Origin of the sequence: Micrococcus sp. 2A (assembly GCF_039519235.1) — a bacterium.
Taxonomy (GTDB): domain Bacteria; phylum Actinomycetota; class Actinomycetes; order Actinomycetales; family Micrococcaceae; genus Micrococcus.
The window spans coordinates 1,166,707-1,183,090 of the sequence record NZ_CP154351.1; the positions used below are offsets into that span (position 1 = coordinate 1,166,707).

Here is a 16,384-nt window from a genome sequence, read left to right on the forward strand (position 1 = left end):
CAGACCGCGCCATGAGCCCCACCCCTGCGGACCAGACCCACATCCGGTCCGCACAGGCGCAGGGCCTCACCCCCACGGACGCGCAGCTGATCTACTTCTCGTCGACGTCCGAGTACACGCACCGCTTCGTGCGCAAGCTGGACCTTCCCACCGGCCGAGCGGCACGACTTCCCCTCCGGACCCCGGAGCCCACCCTGGGGGCCACCGCGCCGTTCGTCCTGCTCACCCCCACCTACGGCGGGGGAGACGGCGACGGCGCGGTGCCCAAGCAGGTGATCAAATTCCTGAACGTCCCGGGCAACCGAGCGCTCCTGCGCGGGGTGGTCGCCTCCGGGAACACCAACTTCCACGAGGGGTACTGCCTCGCGGGCTACATCATCGCCCGCAAGTGCCAGGTCCCCCTGATGTACAAGTTCGAACTCATGGGCACCCCCGACGACGTCACCGCCGTCCGGGAGGGCCTGAAAGGACTCCAGCCATGACCGTCACCGAACAGGACCTGATCCAGCAGGCCAAGACCATGCCCCCCGAGTGGCAGAACCTCGGCTATCACGAGCTGAACGCCATGCTGAACTTGTACGGGGCGGACGGGCGCATCCAGTTCGAGGCCGACCACGCCGCCGCGCGCCAGTACTTCCTGCAGCACGTGAACACCAACACGGTGTTCTTCCACGACCTCGAGGAGAAGCTCGAGTACCTGCAGAAGAACGACTACTACGAGACCGAGACCTTCGAGCAGTACCCGTTCGAGTTCGTCAAGGACCTCTTCGGCCGCGCCTACAAGGCGAAGTTCCGCTTCCCGACCTTCCTCGGCGCGTTCAAGTTCTACACCTCGTACGCGCTGAAGACCTTCGACGGCAAGCGCTACCTGGAGCGCTACGAGGACCGGGTGTCCGTCGTCGCCCTCCACCTGGCGCGCGGCGACCAGGAGCTGGCCACCCACCTCGTGGACGAGATGATCTCCGGCCGCTTCCAGCCGGCCACCCCCACGTTTCTGAACGCGGGCAAGAAGCAGCGCGGCGAGCTCGTCTCCTGCTTCCTGCTGCGCATCGAGGACAACATGGAGTCGATCGCCCGCGGCATCAACTCCGCCCTGCAGCTGTCCAAGCGCGGCGGCGGCGTGGCCCTCTCGCTGACCAACATCCGCGAGCACGGCGCGCCCATCAAGCAGATCGAGAACCAGTCCTCCGGCGTCATCCCCGTGATGAAGCTCCTCGAGGACTCCTTCTCCTACGCGAACCAGCTCGGCGCGCGCCAGGGCGCCGGCGCCGTGTACCTGCACGCGCACCACCCGGACATCCACCGCTTCCTGGACACCAAGCGCGAGAACGCGGACGAGAAGATCCGCATCAAGACCCTCTCGCTCGGCGTCGTGATCCCGGACATCACGTTCGAGCTGGCCAAGCGCAACGAGGACATGTACCTGTTCTCGCCGTACGACGTCGAGCGCGTCTACGGTGTTCCCTTCTCCGAGATCTCCGTGACGGAGAAGTACGACGAGATGGTCGACGACGCCCGCATCAAGAAGACCAAGATCAACGCGCGCGAGTTCTTCCAGACGATCGCGGAGATCCAGTTCGAGTCGGGCTACCCGTACGTGGTGTTCGAGGACACCGTGAACCGCGCGAACCCCATCAAGGGCCGCATCACGATGTCCAACCTGTGCTCCGAGATCCTCCAGGTCTCCGAGGCCTCCGAGTACAACGAGGACCTCACCTACGAGCACATCGGCCAGGACATCTCCTGCAACCTGGGCTCCATGAACATCGCCAAGACCATGGACTCCCCGGACTTCGGGCTCTCCGTGGAGACGGCGATCCGCGCGCTGACCGCCGTGTCCGTGATGAGCGACATCCAGTCGGTGCCGTCCATCGCCAAGGGCAACGCCGCCTCCCACGCGATCGGCCTGGGGCAGATGAACCTCCACGGCTACCTCGCCCGCGAGCGCGTGCACTACGGCTCCGAGGAGGGCATCGACTTCACGAACATCTACTTCTACTCGGTGCTCTTCCACGCCCTGCGGGCCTCCAACCGGATCGCGATCGAGACCGGCCAGCGGTTCGGCGGGTTCGAGGACTCGACGTACGCCTCCGGGGAGTTCTTCGACACGTACACGGACACCGAGTGGAAGCCGGCCACCGCCCGGGTGGCACAGCTCTTCGCCGACGCCGGCATCACGCTGCCCACGCAGGACGACTGGCGTGCGCTGAAGGCCTCCGTCATGGAGCACGGCATCTTCAACCGCAACCTGCAGGCGGTTCCGCCCACGGGCTCCATCTCCTACATCAACAACTCGACGTCGTCGATCCACCCGGTGGCCTCGAAGATCGAGATCCGCAAGGAGGGCAAGCTCGGGCGCGTGTACTACCCGGCACCGTTCCTCTCCAACGACAACCTCGAGTACTACGAGGACGCGTACGAGATCGGCTACGAGAAGATCATCGACACGTACGCCGCCGCCACGCAGCACGTGGACCAGGGCCTCTCGTTGACGCTGTTCTTCAAGGACACCGCCTCCACGCGTGACCTGAACCGCGCGCAGATCTACGCGTGGAAGAAGGGCATCAAGACGATCTACTACATCCGTCTGCGCCAGCTCGCGCTGGAGGGCACCGAGGTCGAGGGCTGCGTGTCCTGCATGCTCTGACCCACGGACGGGTGCACGCCGGAGGGCGGGGGCTCGGCCGGGCCGCTCACGCCCGCCAGTATGCCGAGCCGTCCGCCTCGCGGGCCAGGACGCCCAGGTCGCACGCGTGCCGCCGGAAGAACGCCGCGTCGTCGACGAACAGGGCGAGCCGGTCGTTGAGCCTCGCCTCGCCGATCCGCTCGCCGGGGGAGAGGACGCGCTCGGCGACGGCGCGCACCGCGCCGTCGACCGTGTCGAGCGGGAGGTCGGGGACGTCGATGCGCTCGCCTTCGAGCACGGCCAGCGGGCCGAGACTGCGGTCCAGGGCGGCGACCGCGTCCGCGAGGAAGGCCTCGCGCAGCACGGGCGCGCCGTCGTCGTCGGGGGAGGCGAGGCCGACGGCGGCAGCCGCCTTCAGCGGCCCGCGGTGCTCCTCGGCGACGTCGGTCCCGGACAGCAGCGCCGCGACGGCGCGGCGGATCCTCGGATTGCGCAGCATGGCGACGAGCGAGCGGGTGGGGCGAAGGGAGTCGTGCATGAGGGGGAGCGTAGTCGTGGCGGCCGCCGGGGAGGTCGATCCTGGATTGACATGGGTGACGGCGGATCGGCCATGTCATTCGCCGGGACGTCTCCGGGCTCCCGAGGAGGTAGCGGAGGTCACCGGCCATCGCCGTCCTCGGGTAGGGCCGGAGAGAGCCGACACGGCTAGACTAGCTCATCGGAACGAGCCACTGGCGTCAAGCCCAGATGTGCCCGACAACGGCGTGAATCCGCCGATCTCTGCTCTAGAAGGACGTGAAGCGACATGACCGCGACCCAGGACCAGCACGCCCACGGACCCTCCGTGAAGCACCACCTCGTCGAGGCCGTCAACTGGAACCGGATCCAGGACGACAAGGACGTCGAGGTCTGGAACCGCCTCGTCAACAACTTCTGGCTGCCGGAGAAGGTGCCGCTGTCCAACGACGTCCAGTCCTGGGCCCACCTGACCGACGACGAGCGCCTGCTCTCCATGCGCGTGTTCACCGGCCTGACCCTCCTGGACACCATCCAGGGCACCGTCGGTGCCGTGTCCCTCATCCCGGACGCGCTGACGCAGCACGAGGAGGCCGTCCTGACGAACATCGCGTTCATGGAGTCCGTGCACGCGAAGTCCTACTCCTCGATCTTCTCCACGCTCTCCTCCACGAAGGAGATCGACGAGGCCTTCCGCTGGTCCCGCGAGAACGAGAACCTGCAGCGCAAGGCGCAGATCGTCGTCGACCGCTACGACGGCGAGGACCCGTTCAAGAAGAAGATCGCCTCGACCCTGCTGGAGTCCTTCCTCTTCTACTCGGGCTTCTACTGGCCCATGTACCTCTCCTCCCGGGCGCGCCTGACCAACACGGCGGACCTGATCCGCCTGATCATCCGCGACGAGGCCGTGCACGGCTACTACATCGGCTACAAGTACCAGCGCGGCATCGAGGCGCTGCCCGCCGAGCGCCGCGAGGAGCTGAAGAACTTCACCTTCGAGCTGCTCTTCGAGCTGTACGAGAACGAGGTCGAGTACACCCACGACCTCTACGACGCCGTGGGCCTGGCCGAGGACGTGAAGAAGTTCCTCAACTACAACGCCAACAAGGCCCTGATGAACCTGGGCTACGAGCCGATGTTCCCGGCCGAGGTCACCAACGTGAACCCGGCCATCCTCTCGGCGCTCTCCCCGAACTCGGACGAGAACCACGACTTCTTCTCCGGCTCCGGCTCCTCCTACGTGATCGGCAAGGCCGAGAACACCGAGGACGAGGACTGGGACTTCTGATCCCGCGCTGACCCGCGGCGTCTCTCCGCACGGACCCACGACGCCGGCCGTCCGCCTCCTTCACGGAGGCGGACGGCCGGCGTCGTCTGTGTCTCCGGTGGGCCGTCCGTGACGTTCTGCGACATCAGGTGAGCACCTGCCGCAAAGGCCGGGCCATCCTGCGATAGGATCGGCGTCAGCTTCAGGAGAAGCGGCTTTCGGCCCCGCCCCACCGGCGGGACCACGTGGTCCCACGACGAGCCGCTCGCCAACCCCATGTTCACGGGTGGCATCGGACCGAGAAGCGGCCCCCCTCCGCCGCACGGAGGCCCCCCGACGGGGCACAGTGCGGTGGCTGGAGGACGGGCAAGAGCATCGTCGAAAGGAACCCCGGCCATCGGCCCGGGGCGAGCCACGCCCCTCCTGCGCCACGCGCGCCGGCCCCTCTGGCCCGCCCTGCCGCGCCCACAGCCGTCCCACCGCCCCCAGCGGGCGCCACCTCATCGAGGAGAACCCCATGACGCAGAACATCACCCGCCGCTCCTTCGCCGGCCTCTCCCTGGCCGCCGTCGGCGCCCTCGCTCTCACCGCGTGCAACTCCCAGTCCGAGAACAAGGGCTCCTCCGCCTCGGGCTCGGGCGACGCGAAGAAGGTGCGCATCGGCGTCGTCTCGGAGAACGAGACCCACCGCCTCCTGGCCAAGATCGCCAAGGAGGAGCACGGCATCGACGTCGAGATCCGCAACTTCACCGAGTACACGCAGCCCAACCCCGCGCTGGACAACGGCGACGTGGACATGAACTGGTTCCAGCACATCGCCTACCTGGCCGACTACAACCAGGCCTCCGGCAAGGACCTCACCCTCATCGGCACCACGGAGATCATCCCGCTGCCGCTCTACTCCAAGAAGTACAAGGACCTCAAGGAGTTCCAGAAGGGCGACGCCGTCGCGATCCCGAACGACACCGTCAACCAGGCGCGCGCGATCAACGTCCTGGTGGCAGCGGGCCTGCTGAAGCTCAAGAACGACACGATCCGCCCCGAGGTCCGTGACATCGACGAGGCCGCCTCCCTCGTGAAGGTCCAGCCCGTGGCGGCGCAGCAGACCGTCAACGCGCTCGAGTCGGTGGCCGGCTCGATCATCAACAACACCTTCTCCGCGGACGCGGGCATCGACACGACCACCGCCCTGTTCAAGGACGACCCGCAGGCCGACTCTGCCAAGCCCTTCGTCAACGGCTTCGCGGTGCGCCGCGCGGACCGCGAGAACGAGACCTACAAGACCGTCGCGGACCTGTACCACGACGAGCGCGTGCTCGCCGAGTCCGCCAAGCTCTCCTCGGACACCTCGGTGCCGGTGAAGCTGGACGAGGGGCAGATCGACGAGACCCTGAAGCAGTACCAGGATGCCATCGCGAAGCAGGGTGCCTGAGCCGGTGACCGGTTCGCACACCCCTGAGCACCCGGCGGCCGTCACGGCCGCCGGTACCCCGAGGCGCGCCACGCAGGGCGCCCCGGGGGAGGACATCATCGTCTTCGACCACGTGAGTCGCGTGTTCGCCACCGGCGGCCGCGAGGTCACGGCGGTGGACGACGTCTCCCTGTCCGTCCGCCGCGGTGAGGTCTTCGGCGTCATCGGGTTCTCCGGAGCCGGCAAGTCCACCCTGATCCGCATGATCAACGGGCTGGAGAAGCCGACGTCGGGCACGGTCACCGTGCTCGGCGAGCAGGTCTCGCACCTCTCCGAGGCGCGCCTGCGACCCCTGCGCACACGGATCGGCATGGTGTTCCAGCAGTTCAACCTGCTCACCTCCCGCACCGTGGCGGGGAACGTGGAGTACGCCCTCGCCACGGCCGGGTGGCCGCGGGGCGACCGCAAGGCCCGCGTCGCGGAGCTCCTCGAGTTCGTGGGGCTGGCCGACAAGGCGCGGCACTACCCCGAGCAGCTCTCGGGCGGGCAGAAGCAGCGCGTGGGCATCGCCCGCGCGCTCGCCGCCGAGCCGGAGATCCTCCTGGCCGACGAGGCCACGAGCGCCCTCGACCCCTCCACCACCCAGGAGGTCCTCACCGTGCTGCGGCGCGTCAACGAGGAGCTCGGCGTGACGATCGTGGCCATCACCCACGAGATGGAGGTCATCCGCTCGATCGCCGACCGCGTGGCCGTGATGGACACCGGCCGTGTGGTGGAGTCGGGGAAGGTCTACGACCTCTTCTCCCGTCCGGCCCACTCGGCCGACGCCGCGTCCTTCGTGGCCACCGCCCTGAAGGACCGCCCCACGGCGGAGGAGGTCGCCCGCATCCGCGAGCGCACCGCCGGCCGCCTGGTGATGGTGTCCCTCAAGGACGCCGCCGCCGTGTCCGGGGTGCTCGGCACCGCCGCACAGCGCGGGGTGGGATTCGAGATCGTCCACGGCGGCATGTCCGCCACCAAGGACTCGGCCTACGGCCTGCTCACCGTGGCGCTCACGGGTGAGCCGGCCGCCGTCGAGGCGTTCGTCGCGGACCTGGCGGGCGCCGGGGACGTGCAGGAGGTGCAGCACCCGTGATCCAGGACATCCAGAACCTCGACTGGGACTACTACGGCCCCGAGCTGCTCTCCGCGATCGGCGACACCCTCTACATGGTGGGGTGGGCCTTCCTGCTCGGCGGCATCCTCGGCATGCTCGTCGGCATGGTGCTGTACACCACGCGGCCGGGCGGCATCTACGCCAACCGGGTGGCCTACGCCGCGATGAACTTCGTGGTCAACCTCATCCGGCCGATCCCGTTCGTCATCCTCATCGCCGCCCTGCAGCCGCTCACCATCCAGGTGGTCGGCACCGGCATCGGCAACACGGCGGTCGTGTTCTGCATGATCTGGGCCTCCACGTTCGGCATCGCCCGCATCGTGGAGCAGAACCTCGTCTCGCTGGACCCCGGCGTGATCGAGGCGGCCCGGGCCATGGGCGCCTCCCGGATGCGGATCATCCGCACCGTGGTGCTCCCCGAGGCCCTCGGCCCGCTGATCCTCGGCTTCACGTTCGTGATCATCTCCCTCGTGGACATGTCCGCCATGGCCGGCATCATCGGTGGCGGCGGCATCGGCAACTTCGCCATCGTCGAGGGGTACAACCGGTTCCGCCCCGAGATCACGTGGCTCGCCGTCGCGGTCGTCATCGTGCTCGTCCAGGCGCTGCAGCTGGCAGGCAACGGGATCGCCCGCCGGGTCATGCGCCGCTGAGCGGAGGCTCGTCGCGCGGTCCTGCCGCGCCCCACTCGACGCCGGCCGGTCGTCTCCCCACGGAGGCGACCGGCCGGCGTCGTTCTGGCAGACTGCCGGGCATGACCACTGATGCCCACGACGGCGGCGCCGAGACCGGCGCTGAGCCCCGCGCGTACTACGTCCGCACCGCCGATCCCCGCACCACCGAGGAGGGTGTGCGCATCGCCGACGTCCGCTCCACCGTGCACGCTCAGGGCGCGTGGCGGCCCGAGGAGATGCACATGGCGGCCGTGTCCGCGCTGCTCGTCCATGAGATCCAGGCGGAGTTCGGCAAGGACGGCCTGCGGGTCGCTCGCCTGAGCTTCGAGATCCTCGGCACCCTCTGGTCCGGCGACCTGCACGTGGAGACCCGTGTGATCCGCCCGGGAAAGACGATCGAGCTCGTGGAGTCCGTGCTCACCGCCCGCGAGCGGGCCGTCCTGACCTGCCGCGCGTGGCTGCTCACGACGACGGACACGTCCGCCGCCCTGAACATCCCCGACGAGCTGCTCACCCCGCGCGAGGGGTGCGCCGGCGAGGGAGCCCTGTCCGGGTGGGGCGGCGGCTTCATCGCGAGCCTCGACGGACTCGAGGCCCCCGGCCACGAGCCCGGCCACGGCCGCGTCTGGCTGACCTCGGACGTCGCGATGGTGGACGGGGAGACCACCTCGGACCTCGTGCGCCTGATCGGACTGGCGGACGCGGCGAACGGCATCGCGCCGGTGCTGCCGCCCAAGCCGGGCGGCTGGTTCTTCCCGAACGTGGATCTGCAGATCCACCTGTACCGCCAGCCGACGGGCTCCTGGCTGGGCATCGCCAACCAGGTCACCGTGGGCCCGGACGGCGTGGGCCTCACCTCCTCCGTGCTCCACGACGACGGCGGCCCCTTCGCCCACGCCGAGCAGACCCTGACCGTGCGCCCGTGGCCAGAGGCGTGAGCGGGTCCGGACCGACGGACGGATCGAGGGACGAGGCGTCGGACGCCGCGGACGGTGGTCGCCTGAAGCAGCCCGGGGAGGGCGCGGCGCCCCAGGGGGTCCGCTGGTTCGTGCAGGGTGAGTCGTTGGGCGCGACCGAGGACCTCGACTGGGCCATGGACGCGCTCGGCCAGTTCCGGGCGGCCGCGGCGGCGGGCACGCCGATGGCCGACCTGATCCGGGTCTACGTGCCGGAGCCCACCGTGGCCTTCGGCCAGCGCGACACCCGGCTGACCGGGCACGCGTCCGCCGTCGACGCGTGCCGTGCCCATGGCTTCGCGCCAGTGACGCGCCGGGCCGGGGGACGGGCGGCGGCCTACCACCACGGCTGCGTGGTGGTGGACCACCTCGCCCTCGAGGAGGACGCCGGGGTGCGCCAGCAGGCACGGTTCTCCGAGTTCGCGGACCTGTTCGTGCGGGCGTTCGCGCGGATGGGGGTCGAGTCATCCGTGGGGGAGATCCCGGGGGAGTACTGCCCGGGCGAATTCTCCGTGCAGGGGCCGGCACCCGGGCATCCGGTGAAGCTGGCCGGCTCGGCGCAGCGCGTGGTCAAGGGGGCGTGGCTGTTCTCCACCCACGTGGTGGTCGCCGACGCCTCCCCGCTGCGCGCCGTGCTCACTGACGTCTACCGCTCGCTCGGGCTCGAGATGGACCCGCGGACCGTCGGCGGGGCGGACGACGTGCGACCCGGGGCCGCGGTGCCGGCGTTCACGGTCGCCCTGCGTGACGAGTACGCGGCGTGGGCGCAGGGGCAGGGGCGCGGCGTCGTGGACGTCTGAGCGCCGTCGACGCCCGCGAGGCGCGCCACGAGGGCGGTGTCGGCGGCGATCACGGTGGAGACGTGGCGGCTGCTCACGCGGAGCCCCCCACCCCGCCCACTGCGCCCGTCATGGCCAGCGCCGCGAGTTCGCGCTTCAGCCGTGCCTTTGACCGCGGCGCGAAACCGGCCGCGAGCGCATGCGCCCGGCGCTCGGCGTCCGTGCGGTACAGCGCCCAGCCCCGCTGCACCAGGAACGGGACCGGCTTGCGCCGTTCGGCGACGTCGCGGCCGAACCGGCGCACCGCCGTCGTCCCCCGCCACTGGTCGATGTACCAGGCCTCGAACGGGACGCCTGCGCGGGTGAGCGCCGCGGGCATCTCCTCCGCGAAGATGCCCTCGGCCACGATCACTCCGTCCGGTTCCAGCGAGACGGCGGTGTGCCCGAGCACGGAGGACGTGGAGATGTCGTAGTCGGGGACGCGGGTGACGCCCTCCTCGAGGAGCTCGACGACGGCGTCCACCGCGGCCTGCTCGTTCCACGTCCCGGGGTGGTCCCAGTCGATCTCCCCGTAGGGGGTGCGCGGGAAGACGGGGCCGGAGCCGCCGCCGTCGTCGGACTGCTGGAAGTAGAACGCGTCCAGCGGGAGGTGGGGGCGCCCGTAGCGCCGGGCGAGGTAGGACTTGCCCGAGCCGGAGGCACCTCCGAGGAGGACGACGCGCGCGGCGTCCGTCAGGGTGTCCACGGGGCTCAGTGACCCCGCTCGATCCACTCCTGCAGGTGCGGCTTCTCGTCCCCGATGCGGGTCGAGCCGCCGTGGCCCGTGTGGACCACCGTGGACTCCGGCAGCGTGAGCAGGCGCTCGCGGATCGATTCGATGATCGTGTCGAAGTCCGAGTACGAACGGCCCGTGGCGCCGGGCCCGCCCTGGAAGAGCGTGTCGCCGGAGAACAGCACGCCGGTGGGGGTGCCGTCGTCGTCCTGCTCGCCGAGGTCCGGGGCGTGGAGGCACACGGAGCCGGGGGAGTGCCCGGGCGTGTGGAGCACGCGCAGCTCGACGCCGGCCACACGCATCACGTCGCCGTCGGTCAGGTCGCCGTCGGGGGCGTCGTCGGGGAAGACGGCGTCCCACAGCATGCGGTCGGCCGGGTGCATCAGCACGGGGGCGTCCACCATCTGGCGGAACTCCTGGACCTGGCGGATGTGGTCGTCGTGGCCGTGGGTGAGGAGGATGGCCAGCACCTGGCGGCCGGCCACCTTCCTCCACACGGCGGAGGCATCATGCGCCGGGTCGATGACGACGCACTCCTCCGCGCCGCCGACGACCCACACGTTGTTGTCCACCTGGTGCGTCTCGCCGTCGAGGGAGAACGTGCCGGAGGTGACGGCGTGGTCGATGCGCGCGGCCATCAAAGCACCACCACCGAGCGCAGGACGTCGCCGGACTTCATGGTCTCGAAGGCCTCGTCGACCTGGTCGAGGGCGACGGTCTCGGTGACGAACTCGTCCAGGGGCAGGCGGCCCAGGCGGTACTGCTCCACCAGCATGGGGAAGTCGCGCTCGGGCAGGCAGTCGCCGTACCACGAGGACTTCAGGGCGCCGCCGCGGCCGAACATCTCGAGCAGCGGCAGGGTGAGCTGCATGTCCGGGGTGGGCACGCCCACCAGCACCACGCGGCCGGCAAGGTCGCGCGCGTAGAACGCCTGCTCGTAGGTCTCGGGGCGGCCCACGGCCTCGATGACGACGTCGGCGCCGAAGCCGCCCGTCGCGGCGCGGATGGCTTCCACCGGGTCCTGCTCCTTGGAGTTCACCGTGTGGGTGGCGCCCAGCTCGGTGGCCTTGGCGAGCTTCTTGTCGTCGATGTCCACCGCGATGATCGTGGTGGCCCCGGCGAGCTTCGCGCCCGCGATCGAGGCGACGCCCACGCCGCCGCAGCCGATGACGGCCACGGACTCGCCGCGCTTGACCGCGCCGGTGTTCATGGCGGCGCCGATGCCGGCCATGACGCCGCAGCCCAGCAGGCCCACGGCGGCCTGCTCCTCGACGCCGTCCACGCCGTCCACCGTGGTGCACTGCTTGGAGTGGACGAGGGTCTTGTCGGCGAAGGCGCCGATGCCGAGGGCGGGGGAGAGCTCCGTGCCGTCCTCGAGGGTCATCTTCTGGGCGGCGTTGTGCGTGGCGAAGCAGTACTCGAGCTGGCCCTTCTTGCACGCGCGGCACTCGCCGCACACGGCGCGCCAGTTGAGGATCACGGTGTCGCCGACGGCCACGTGGGTGACGCCCTCGCCGATCGCCGAGACCACGCCGGTCGCCTCGTGGCCGAGCAGGTACGGGTACTCGTCGCCGATGCCGCCCTGCACGTAGTGCAGGTCCGTGTGGCACACGCCGCACGTCTTGACGTCGACGACGGCCTCTCCCGGTCCCGGGTCGGGGATGATGATGGTCTCGATGCTGACGGGGGCGTCCTTCGCCATGGCGACGACGCCGCGGACCTTCTGTGGCACGCTGACTCCTTGTGCAGTGGGGGTGGCTCGGTGTCCATCCCACCACACGCGAGGCCGGGGTGGCATCCGGTGGGGACCGGCGGCGACCCCGTTGTGGTGGGGCACACTGGGGGCATGTGCGGACGGTATGTGATGGCCCGGGCGGCCGGTGACCTCGTCAGGCTAGGCGGCGGCATGCTGCCCGATGAGACGCTCGAACTGCGGCCCAACTGGAACGTGGCCCCGACGGCGGACGTGCCGATCCTGCTGGAGCGGGCGGTGGACGGGGACGGCGCGGGGGCGTCTGGCGGGGGCGAGGCGCCCGACGGGGAGGTGCGGCGCGAGCTGCACGTGGCGCGGTGGGGACTCGTTCCGCCGTGGGCGAAGGAGCTGTCCGTGGGGTCGCGGGCGTTCAACGCCCGGTCCGAGACGGTGGCACAGAAGCCGACGTTCCGGGCGGCCGTGCGTTCGCGCCGTTGCGCGGTGCCGGTGGAGGGGTACTACGAGTGGAAGAAGCCGGAGCCCGGGGCGAAGGGAGCCGACGGGAAGGCCGCCGAGAAGCAGCCCTTCTACGTGCACCCGGCCGGCGCCGGTGACGGCGAGGGGCCCGTGATCTGGTTCGCCGGGCTCTACGAGTGGTGGCAGGACCCGGAAGCGAAAGCCGCGGGAGAGGACGCGTGGGTGCTCTCGACGTCGATCCTGACGATGGCGGCGCCGAACATGGAGGCGGAGGATCCGCTGCTGGCGGAGCTGGGGGAGCTGCACGACCGGCTGCCCGTGCCCTTGGGAGCCGAGGCGATGGCCCGCTGGCTGGAGCCCGGGAAGCTCGGGTCGGCAGAGGAGGCCGAACTGCTCGTGGACGAGGTGTGCGCGCAGGCGTACGGCGTGGCGTCGGGGTGGCGCCTGCGCCCGGTGGGCTCGGCCGTGGGGAACGTGCGGAACAACGGCCCGGAGCTGATCGAGGAGCCCGGCGAGGTGCAGGAGCGACTCCTCTGAGGTGGGCCGGGTGGGGCGCCCGGAGGTGAGCCGAGGAGCGGCCTTCAGCCGCCGTCCGGGGCGTCGATGGGCCCGGTGCAGCCCCACGCGGAGGCGTCGGCGCCGCAGTCGTCGGCGACGTTGCGCGTGACGGTGCGCCAGATGTCCGCGGTGACCGGGGCGGCGTCCAGGGTGATGGTGCCGGGGATCAGCTGCCACTCGCCGCCGGCCACCCGGTACTCGCCGACGTACACCGTGGTCAGCCCGACCGTGTAGGACCCCGTGTCCTCGTAGACGTGGCTCGTGGGGGTGGGCACGTTGAACTCGGGCTGCGCGTGGCCTCCGTCGTGGGTGGTCACGGTGCCGGTGCCGTCACCGTAGGTCCAGTGGAAGGTGACGGGCGTGGCGCGGAGTTCGATGTCCTGGCCGGCGATGGTCGTGGTCAGGAAGACCGGCTGCGCGAGGGTGTAGAAGTTGGTCTCCGCGTTGCGGACGCCGCGGCCGGCGTTGTCCGACTCGATCGTCGGCTCCAGGACCAGGAGGGTGCGGACTTCGTCGATGGTGACCGGGGGAGCGGCGTCGCCTGCGGCGCCGATGGGAGCCGGGCCGGTGCCGGTGCCCGTGCAGATGGGGGTGCCGTAGTCCACCGGGCCGTCGGGTGCAGCGGTATCCGTGGTCTTCGACATGACCCACTCGCTCCCCTCGGGGCAGAACTTCTCGTTCTGCTCCTGGCAGGTGCCCAGGTCCGGATTGCCTGCCTGTCCGGGGTAGCATGCGGCCATTGTGACGGTGCGCGTGGTGGTGGGTGCTACGGTCTTCGCCTCCACCTTTGAGGGTTCCTTATCCCCATCTGATCCTGCGCGTGGTGAACGATGTTCTTCCGAGCAGTCTGCTTTCGCTCCGACACCAGATCCGCGAGTTGAATACACGATGTCGGTGTTTGAGCAGTTTGATTGTGTCGACTCAGCTGACGCTGCGTCAGGTATCAGTGAGCCGATCAGGAGTGCGCCCGCCACCGCAATTGATGTGTGACGGTAGCTCAATTTTGTGACACTCCTTCATATGCCATCTCTGCGATGGTCCAGTGTCCCAGGTCCTTGTCGTAGCGAGACTGTGCAATCCATGGCGCTTTATCCTCGGAGTCTGACATGCTCACGGCAATTTCATCACCAGACTTTTCGAAGAACTCCTCTTTGCTCATGTTAAGAAGAATCGTCGATGTATAACCGTTTTTGCTAGGGCGCGTTATGGCAGAGTGAATCGTGGCAGTTTCACTGACCATCCACCCGCCATCTCCATGGAGCTTCATGATTGAGTTCTTGTGGTGTTCGCAGAATTTGCAGGTGGGGCCTGAGATTTCCTGCTCAAGACCCGCATCCCCCGTCTGCTGCATGTAGTAGACCGTCTCCCAGAAGTACTTCACCGCCGCCTCGGCGCCCTCCTGGGTCTCTTCCTTCATGACCTCGGGCATCACCGGCTTCGGCACGTTCTGGGCGGGGCCTTCGGCGGAGGCGGGGACGTACGGACCGCTCGCCGTTGCGCTCGCGGGTCCGCTCCCGCTCCCGCTCGATGGCGCCGTGCCGCCGTCGGGGGTGGAGGGAGATGCGCCGGCCGTAGCCGTAGCCGTAGCCGTGGGGGTGTCAGCGGCCTGCGTGGACGAGACGGGCGCCGTCGTCGTGGTCTCGGTCGGTGCCGGGTCTCCGCCGCCGCAGGCCGTGAGGGCCAGTGCGAGGGCGGCTGCCAGCGATGCGGCCTGGGCGGGGCGTCGGCGGGGCAGGGCGCGTGGGGGTGCGGTGATGGACAAGGTCCCCTCCTCAGAAGACATCCGTTCCGTCCGCCGCCACGGCTCTGATCCCGTGAAGACCACCGCGTGAGCGGCGTGTGAGTGGCGACACTGGCGAGTGTACGCATGCCTCCGCGACACGCGAGGGGTTCTCCACAGGGCGGACCGTGAACATCGTCAGACGCGCAGGTGTCGTGTTCCCGACCGTTCATCTGCTCGTTCCGAGGGCGTTCCGCGCCGGGCATCCCCGGGGTCATCTCAGCCTCCTAACGTCCAGGTCAGCGACGCTTCCGCGACGTCATCGACCGCCGCTTCAGCAGGAGAGAGCCATGACCGATCGCATCCCCGAGTCCCCGTCCGTCGACCGCCGCGGCATCCTCGCCGGAGGCGGAGCCTTCGCCGCGGCCGGCGTGCTGGCCGCAGCCCCCGTCGCCCAGGCCGCGCCTCCGGCCCACGCCCCTGCCCATGGACGTCGCCGTGACGCCGGCGCCCAGTCCATGCCGCTGGCGTTCGGCAAGAGCCGCCGCTTCAAGATCGTGCAGTTCAACGACACCCAGGGCGGCCACGCCGCGGACCGTCGCACCCTCGAGTTCATGGGCAAGGTCCTGGACCGGGAGAAGCCGGACTTCGCGCTCATCAACGGTGACGTCATCGACGGCTCGCCCACCACGGACCTGCAGGTGATGCAGGGGATCAACAACTTCGTCATGCCGATGGAGTCCCGCGGCGTGAAGTGGGCCATCACCTTCGGCAACCATGACGAGGACTCGGTCACGGAGCACGGCACCTCGATGACGGAATCCCGGATCGTGGACTTCGTGCGCCAGTACAAGCACAACCTCAACCCGGCCGTGGACCCGTCCAAGCCGGGCCACTCCGACGCCCAGCTGCTTGTGCGGGGGTCCCGCGGCGCCGCCCCCTCCTTCGCCATCTGGCTGCTCGACTCGGGCCGCTACGCGACCGCCCAGGACGCCGCCGGGCAGTCCACCGAGGGCGTCATGGACTACGACTGGATCCGTCCGCAGCAGATCCGCTGGTACGAGGAGGCCTCGGAGGCCACCGCGGAGCGCTTCGGCAAGGGCGTCCCCGGCCTCATGTTCTTCCACATCCCCACGTTCGAGCACTCCTACATGTGGTACGCCTCCCAGGGCGAGAAGGACGAGGCCCGCCACGCGGAGGCCGTGCGCCGTCACGCCATCGAGGGTGTGAAGCACGAGGACGTCTACCACGGTCTGATCAACTCGGGCATCTACGCCTCCGTGAAGGAGCGCGGCGAGGTCAAGGGCATCTACTGCGGCCACGACCACATCAACACCTACAAGGGGAACTACTACGGCGTCGAGCTCGGCTACGCGCCCGGCACCGGCTTCGACACCTACGGCCTCAACGACGGCACGTGGGATCAGCACACCCTCCGCGGCGCCCGCGTGTTCGAGCTCGACGAGCGCACCGAGGCCGTCTACACCGGCGACACCCGCATCGTCTGGGCCCGTGACCTCGGGATCGACATGAACCCGGAGGGCAAGCCGGTGGCCGCGCCTGCCGCCTTCCCGCGGTACGTGAAGGCCTGAGCGCGGCCCCGCCCCGCCCGGGGGCGTGAGCACGGCGACGTCGGCACCCGCGCGGGTGCCGACGTCGCCTTTTCCCTGGGCCCCCTTAACGTGTCCGCTGCCATCCGTAGTGTCCCTCCCATTGGATTCGAACACATGTTCGAGTACGATCGAGAGTGCGACCTCCGGTCCTCGGTCCCATCGCGGG

At 69.5% G+C, this 16,384-nt stretch carries 16 protein-coding genes; 10 read left to right on the forward strand and 6 right to left on the reverse strand.

Annotated features, from left to right (window positions below; all coding sequences use genetic code 11):
- Positions 1–11: 11 nt before the first annotated feature.
- Together nrdI and nrdE are read left to right on the forward strand one after the other, a co-directional pair.
- A complete protein-coding gene (gene nrdI, locus AAG742_RS05455; protein ID WP_298710397.1) occupies positions 12–482 on the forward strand; it encodes a class Ib ribonucleoside-diphosphate reductase assembly flavoprotein NrdI in 471 nt (156 codons plus the stop codon).
- The gene (gene nrdE / locus AAG742_RS05460; RefSeq protein ID WP_298710395.1) at positions 479–2,647 is read left to right on the forward strand and encodes a class 1b ribonucleoside-diphosphate reductase subunit alpha; all 2,169 of its coding nucleotides are present in this window, start codon (positions 479–481) and stop codon (positions 2,645–2,647) included. The genes nrdI and nrdE overlap by 4 nt, the downstream gene beginning before the upstream one ends.
- Positions 2,648–2,693: 46 nt before the next feature.
- Here the strand turns inward: nrdE and AAG742_RS05465 are convergent, their stop codons facing one another.
- Positions 2,694–3,164: a DUF2087 domain-containing protein gene (locus AAG742_RS05465; protein WP_298710393.1), complete on the reverse strand. Its 471-nt coding sequence runs from the start codon at positions 3,162–3,164 to the stop codon at positions 2,694–2,696.
- 267 nt (positions 3,165–3,431) lie between these two features.
- Here AAG742_RS05465 and nrdF point away from each other — a divergent pair, with 267 nt between their 5' ends.
- The 6 genes from nrdF to AAG742_RS05495 all read left to right on the forward strand — a co-directional run bounded on the left by nrdF (position 3,432) and on the right by AAG742_RS05495 (position 9,406).
- Positions 3,432–4,430 (forward strand): class 1b ribonucleoside-diphosphate reductase subunit beta, encoded by a 999-nt coding sequence (nrdF, locus tag AAG742_RS05470; RefSeq protein ID WP_298710391.1) that lies wholly within the window; start codon positions 3,432–3,434, stop codon positions 4,428–4,430.
- A gap of 496 nt (positions 4,431–4,926) precedes the next feature.
- A complete protein-coding gene (locus AAG742_RS05475; RefSeq protein WP_298710389.1) occupies positions 4,927–5,841 on the forward strand; it encodes a MetQ/NlpA family ABC transporter substrate-binding protein in 915 nt (304 codons plus the stop codon).
- A gap of 4 nt (positions 5,842–5,845) precedes the next feature.
- The gene (locus tag AAG742_RS05480) at positions 5,846–6,955 is read left to right on the forward strand and encodes a methionine ABC transporter ATP-binding protein (RefSeq protein ID WP_298710387.1); all 1,110 of its coding nucleotides are present in this window, start codon (positions 5,846–5,848) and stop codon (positions 6,953–6,955) included.
- Complete coding sequence (locus AAG742_RS05485) at positions 6,952–7,629, forward strand: methionine ABC transporter permease (RefSeq protein ID WP_298710385.1); 678 nt, start codon at positions 6,952–6,954, stop codon at positions 7,627–7,629. The genes AAG742_RS05480 and AAG742_RS05485 overlap by 4 nt, the downstream gene beginning before the upstream one ends.
- Before the next feature lie 101 nt (positions 7,630–7,730).
- On the forward strand, positions 7,731–8,588 hold the full coding sequence (locus AAG742_RS05490; RefSeq protein WP_298710384.1) for a thioesterase family protein: 858 nt from the start codon (positions 7,731–7,733) through the stop codon (positions 8,586–8,588).
- The gene (locus AAG742_RS05495; protein ID WP_298710383.1) at positions 8,585–9,406 is read left to right on the forward strand and encodes a lipoate--protein ligase family protein; all 822 of its coding nucleotides are present in this window, start codon (positions 8,585–8,587) and stop codon (positions 9,404–9,406) included. The genes AAG742_RS05490 and AAG742_RS05495 overlap by 4 nt, the downstream gene beginning before the upstream one ends.
- A gap of 73 nt (positions 9,407–9,479) precedes the next feature.
- On the opposite strand, the gene AAG742_RS05500 is transcribed toward AAG742_RS05495, so the two are convergent.
- Genes AAG742_RS05500 through AAG742_RS05510 form a run of 3 tightly spaced genes read right to left on the reverse strand, consistent with a single transcriptional unit; the run spans position 9,480 to position 11,889 of the window.
- Positions 9,480–10,130 carry a uridine kinase gene (locus tag AAG742_RS05500; RefSeq protein WP_298710382.1) on the reverse strand — a complete coding sequence of 217 codons (651 nt, stop codon included), beginning with the start codon at positions 10,128–10,130 and terminating at the stop codon, positions 9,480–9,482.
- Between the two features lie 5 nt (positions 10,131–10,135).
- Positions 10,136–10,795 (reverse strand): MBL fold metallo-hydrolase, encoded by a 660-nt coding sequence (locus AAG742_RS05505; protein WP_298710381.1) that lies wholly within the window; start codon positions 10,793–10,795, stop codon positions 10,136–10,138.
- Positions 10,795–11,889: an S-(hydroxymethyl)mycothiol dehydrogenase gene (locus AAG742_RS05510; protein ID WP_298710380.1), complete on the reverse strand. Its 1,095-nt coding sequence runs from the start codon at positions 11,887–11,889 to the stop codon at positions 10,795–10,797. Before AAG742_RS05510 ends, AAG742_RS05505 begins: the two co-directional genes overlap by 1 nt.
- Positions 11,890–12,003: 114 nt before the next feature.
- Between AAG742_RS05510 and AAG742_RS05515 the strand changes: the two genes are divergently transcribed.
- Complete coding sequence (locus AAG742_RS05515) at positions 12,004–12,864, forward strand: SOS response-associated peptidase (RefSeq protein ID WP_298710377.1); 861 nt, start codon at positions 12,004–12,006, stop codon at positions 12,862–12,864.
- Positions 12,865–12,908: 44 nt separating this feature from the next.
- On the opposite strand, the gene AAG742_RS05520 is transcribed toward AAG742_RS05515, so the two are convergent.
- Both AAG742_RS05520 and AAG742_RS05525 read right to left on the reverse strand, forming a co-directional pair.
- On the reverse strand, positions 12,909–13,625 hold the full coding sequence (locus tag AAG742_RS05520) for a hypothetical protein (RefSeq protein ID WP_298710375.1): 717 nt from the start codon (positions 13,623–13,625) through the stop codon (positions 12,909–12,911).
- A gap of 257 nt (positions 13,626–13,882) precedes the next feature.
- Entirely contained in the window at positions 13,883–14,647 is a 765-nt protein-coding gene (locus AAG742_RS05525; protein ID WP_298710373.1) for a DUF6318 family protein, read from the reverse strand.
- A 308-nt stretch (positions 14,648–14,955) separates the two neighbouring features.
- Here AAG742_RS05525 and AAG742_RS05530 point away from each other — a divergent pair, with 308 nt between their 5' ends.
- On the forward strand, positions 14,956–16,197 hold the full coding sequence (locus AAG742_RS05530; protein ID WP_298710371.1) for a metallophosphoesterase family protein: 1,242 nt from the start codon (positions 14,956–14,958) through the stop codon (positions 16,195–16,197).
- The last annotated feature ends 187 nt before the right edge of the window (positions 16,198–16,384 follow it).